Origin of the sequence: Streptomyces sp. col6 (assembly GCF_008042035.1) — a bacterium.
Lineage (GTDB): Bacteria > Actinomycetota > Actinomycetes > Streptomycetales > Streptomycetaceae > Streptomyces.
Map to the genome: position 1 here is coordinate 1 of NZ_RDBL01000016.1, position 4,640 is coordinate 4,640.

3 protein-coding genes and 2 pseudogenes are annotated in these 4,640 nt (G+C 72.3%); 4 read left to right on the forward strand and 1 reads right to left on the reverse strand.

Going from position 1 to position 4,640, the window contains the following annotated elements; genetic code table 11:
- The 3 genes and pseudogenes from EAO73_RS36705 to EAO73_RS25400 all read left to right on the forward strand — a co-directional run.
- A pseudogene (locus tag EAO73_RS36705) lies at positions 1-1,017 on the forward strand (BTAD domain-containing putative transcriptional regulator); the annotation flags it as partial.
- Positions 1,018-1,025: 8 nt separating this feature from the next.
- Positions 1,026-3,011 (forward strand): annotated as a pseudogene (locus EAO73_RS36710) (ATP-binding protein); the annotation flags it as partial.
- Positions 3,012-3,218: 207 nt separating this feature from the next.
- Positions 3,219-3,407, forward strand: a complete 189-nt coding sequence (locus EAO73_RS25400; RefSeq protein ID WP_147973907.1) for a hypothetical protein — start codon at positions 3,219-3,221, stop codon at positions 3,405-3,407.
- Positions 3,408-3,501: 94 nt separating this feature from the next.
- Here the strand turns inward: EAO73_RS25400 and EAO73_RS25405 are convergent, their stop codons facing one another.
- On the reverse strand, positions 3,502-4,050 hold the full coding sequence (locus EAO73_RS25405; protein ID WP_147973908.1) for a hypothetical protein: 549 nt from the start codon (positions 4,048-4,050) through the stop codon (positions 3,502-3,504).
- A 194-nt stretch (positions 4,051-4,244) separates the two neighbouring features.
- Here EAO73_RS25405 and EAO73_RS25410 point away from each other — a divergent pair.
- On the forward strand, positions 4,245-4,640 hold a 396-nt coding region (locus EAO73_RS25410), incomplete at its 3' end, for a hypothetical protein (RefSeq protein WP_147973909.1).

A 4,640-nucleotide genomic window follows, 5' to 3' on the forward strand; every position in this document is an offset into this window, starting at 1 on the left:
GCCGCCGTACGCACCTACGCCTCCCGGCTGCGCAAGGTCCTCGGCCCCGATGTCCTGGTCAGCGACTCCGGCGGCTACGCGCTGCGGACCTCTCCCGGCGCGCTGGACCTGACCGTCGCTCAGGAGATGGCCGCCGAGGCGGAGAAGGCCCGCGCAGGCGGCGACCGCGACGCGGCGCGGACCCTGCTGAACAAGGCGCTCGGGCTGTGGGACGGCGAGGCGCTGGCCTCGGTGCCGGGCCCGTACGCGGACTACCAGCGCACCCGTCTGGAGGAGTGGCGCCTCCAGCTCACCGAGACSCGGCTCGATCTGGACCTGGAGGCCGGCTGCCACGCGGAGGCGGTCTCCGAACTGACCGCGCTCACCGCCGCGCACCCCCTGCGGGAGCGGCTGCGCGAGCTGCTGATGGTGGCCCTGTACCGCAGCGGCCGGCAGGCGGAGGCRCTSGCCGTCTACGCGGACACCCGGCGRCTGCTCGCCGAGGAACTGGGCGTCGACCCGCGCCAGGAACTGGCCCAGCTCCAGCAGCGCATCCTGCGCGCCGACGAGGAACTGGCCCGCCCGGCCGACGACCCGGCCCCGGCCGCAGCACCGGTCCGCCCCGCCCAACTRCCCGCCACCGTCCCCGACTTCACRGGACGCAGCGGCTTCGTRCGCGAGCTGGGCGACCGGCTCGCCACCGCGGAGGGCTCCGTSATGGCCGTCTCCGCACTCGCCGGCATCGGCGGCGTCGGCAAGACGACCCTCGCCGTGCACGTCGCCCACCAGGCCCGCAGACACTTCCCCGACGGCCAGCTCTACGTCGACCTCCAGGGCGCCGGAGCACGCGCCGCCGAGCCGGAAACCGTCCTCGGCGCCTTCCTCCGAGCCCTCGGCACCGCCGACTCCGCCATCCCCGACACCCTCGACGAACGCGCCGCCCTCTACCGCTCCACCCTCGACGGCCGCCGCGTCCTGGTCCTCCTCGACAACGCCCACGACGCCGCCCAGATACGCCCACTGCTCCCCGGCACGGAAGGCTGCGCGGCGTCGGCAAGACGACCCTCGCCGTGCACGTCGCCCACCAGGCCCGCAGACACTTCCCCGACGGCCAGCTCTACGTCGACCTCCAGGGCGCCGGAGCACGCGCCGCCGAGCCGGAAACCGTCCTCGGCGCCTTCCTCCGAGCCCTCGGCACCGCCGACTCCGCCATCCCCGACACCCTCGACGAACGCGCCGCCCTCTACCGCTCCACCCTCGACGGCCGCCGCGTCCTGGTCCTCCTCGACAACGCCCACGACGCCGCCCAGATACGCCCACTGCTCCCCGGCACGGAAGGCTGCGCGGCGCTGGTCACCAGCCGCGTGCGGATGGTCGACCTGGCCGGCGCGCACCTCGTCGACCTGGATGTGATGTCGCCGGAGGAGGCCCTTCAGCTGTTCACCCGGATCGTCGGCGAGGAACGCATCAACTCCGAGCGCGAGGCCGCGCTCGACGTGGTCGCCGCCTGCGGGTTCCTCCCCCTCGCGATCCGTATCGCCGCCTCCCGGCTCGCCTCCCGCCGCACCTGGACGGTCTCCGTCCTGGCCGCCAAGCTCGCGGACGAACGCCGCCGCCTCGATGAGCTCCAGGCGGGCGACCTCGCGGTGAAGGCCACCTTCGAACTCGGCTACGGCCAGCTGGAACCGGCCCAGGCCCGCGCCTTCCGCCTCCTCGGCCTCGCGGACGGCCCCGACATCTCCCTGGCCGCCGCGGCCGCCCTGCTCGACCTGGACCCGCACACGGCGGAGGACCTGCTGGAGGCCCTGGTCGACACGTCCCTGGTGGAGTCCGCGGCCCCGGGCCGCTACCGCTACCACGACCTGGTCCGCCTGTACGCGCGCTCCTGCGCGGAACGCGACGAACAGGCGCCCGGTGAGCGGGAGGAGGCGCTGTCGCGGCTGCTGGACTTCTATCTGGCGACGGCGGCGGGGGTGTACGCGCTGGAGCGGCCGGGGGACCGGCTGGCGGACCACCTCGAAAGCACGGAGGGCGCGGGGCTGTCGTTCAGCGACCGGCACGACGCCCAGGACTGGCTCTACTCGGAGGCCGGCACACTGCTCGCCTGCCTGCGCCAGTCGACCGCGCCCACGATGCTCCGCCGGTCGATCGACCTCCTGTGGGCGGCTCTGGACCTCGCCGAGTCCGGCGCCAACTCCAAGCAGTACGAGGCCGCCGCCTCCTTCATGCTGGACGCCGCACGGGACTGCGGTGACCGCCGGGCCGAACGGCGCGCGCTGGTCACGTTGAGCAACGCGCACCTGGTGGCGGGCCGGTTCGCCCAGGCGGACCAGGAGGCGAGCCACGTACTGGACCTGTCGCGCGACGCGCTCGACCCGCTGCCGGACTGCTGGGCGTACAACCATCGTGGGGTCATCGCCATTTACCAGAACCGTCACGAGGACGGTGAGAAGTATCTGACCCGGGCCATCGATGCCTTCCGGGCGGGGGAGAACCTGCCGGGCGAGGCTTCCTCACTGTGCAATCTCTCCCGGGTCCACCTGGCCATGGGCCGGACGACGAGTGCCGTCGCCCTGGCCAGGAAGGGCATCGAGATCTACGACAGCATGGGCCATTCCCTGCGTGGGGCGAACGCCCGCTACGCACTGGGAATCGCGCTGACTCGCAGCGGTGACCTCACGGAGGCGACCAGCAGCTTCGTGGAGGCCCTGGCGGTCTTCCGCGACAGCCGGCAGCGGCTGTGGGAGGGCATGACGATCTTCCGGCTGGCGGAGACGGACCTGGCCGCGGACAACCCGGCGCAGGCCGCCTCCAAGGCCGAGACGGCGCTGACGGTACTGCGCGGCATCGGCGGGGAGTGGCGCCGCGGAAACGTACTCACCGTCCTGGGCCGGGCACTGGACGGCATAGGTCAGACAGGACGTGCCGAGGCCTGCTGGCGCGAGGCGCTCGCCATCTACGACACCGACGGTTCCGAGGAAGCGGCGCAGATCCGCGCCCTGTTGGCACGGGTCCCCTCCGAGCGGTCCTGACGCGGCGGGCTCGGCGTTCATCGTTCGTTTATCGCCGGGCGGCAAGCTCATGCCTGTCGATCCGTCGCGTCGGGGGGCAGGCGGGACGACAAGTGGCCAGACCACTAAGGTGAGCGGCCCTGACAGAGGCCCGCCCGGCAGTCCACGGGGGAACAGCCGGGCGGGCCCCTCACACGCATCAACGCCAGCCACGACGGAGAGACCACCATGGGTGAAAAGAAGAAGACCGACCCGATCCTCAAGCCCGCGGACACCCACGCCACCGGCGCGGACGCGGACCTGACGACGCAGGACACGCACGCCACGGGCGGCACCGTGAAGCCCCTGGACACTCACGCCACCGGTGGCGAGGTCAAGCCGCTCGACACCCACGCGACGAGCGAGCCGGCCAACTAGGCGTCAATCGACGGGGGTACGGGGGAACGGCCGCGGCGGCGCGGAGGGGGAGCCGCCGCGGCCGCCGCGTTTTCGCGCGTTCCGCGCGGTGCGCTCAGTAGCTCAGCTCGGCCGTGACCGTGCACTTCTTGACGCGGGACACCTTGCGCGGGCTGTCCATCCGGACGTTCACGGTCTTCGTGCTGCCGTAGTCCGCCTCCACGGTCGCCTCGCCCGTGTCGACCACGTTGCCCACCGCGTCCAGGAAGGACACGTCGACCTCGTAGGTGTGCGTGCCGGAGGCGACCGGGGTCAGGCGGACGGTGGACGCGGTGACCGCCTTGCGCTTGCCCTTGGCGGGCTGGGCGCAGCGGAACACGTACACCTGCGGCGCGTCCGACGCGGTCGCCGTGGGGGTCGGGTCGGTGTACGTGGAGCCCGACGACCCGCTCGACGAGCTGTAGTCGTCGTCGTAGTCGGAGTCCGTGTCGTGGTACGTGCCGTTGCTCTTCTTGGAGTTGGAGCATCCGCCGCCGCTGCTGTGGCTGCTCGACCGGCTCTTTCCGCTCTTGCTCTTGCCGCCGTGGCTGGAACTGGAGAAGCCGGTGAGCGCGAGTACCACCGCGACCAGGACCACCGTCAGCTTGATGTGCTGCCGTCGCATCTCTTCCGCCCCCGATTGTGTGTTGTTCTGCCGTGGCCGGCCGGATGGCCGGGCGACACGGCACCGTAACGCACAGCATGGCGCGGATGGGCGGCGGGCCGGTCATGGCCCTGTCACGGTCTTGTGCCCGTCTGGTGGCGGGTGTCACACGTGCGGCGTAGCGTCGGAGCGAGAGCGCTCCTGGAGGTACGGAGATGATCCGCAACGTCCTCGGTGCGGTCGTCGCTCTCGCCGGAGCGGCGGCCGCCGTGCTGAGCCCCTTCCGTGACTGGTACGACGGCCGCCTCGGGCGGCACTACCGGCTGGGTGACCTCTTCACCGGTACCGGTGTGACCGGGGCGCATCCCGGCAGTCTCTTCGGTTCCCTCTGGTTGCCGTTCCTGTGCGCGGTGGTGGTGACCGTGGTGGGCGTCCTGCTCCGCTCCCGTGCGCTGGTCGCCCTGGCGGGCGTCGTGGTCATCGGCTTCACGGTGCTGTGGATGGTCCGCGTCTTCGAGGTCACCGACAGCCTGGCCGTCGCGGGCGACGGCTCGGGGCTGGATGTGGGGGTGGCGCTGGCGCTCGGCGGGGGCGTGCTGATGCTGCTGGGG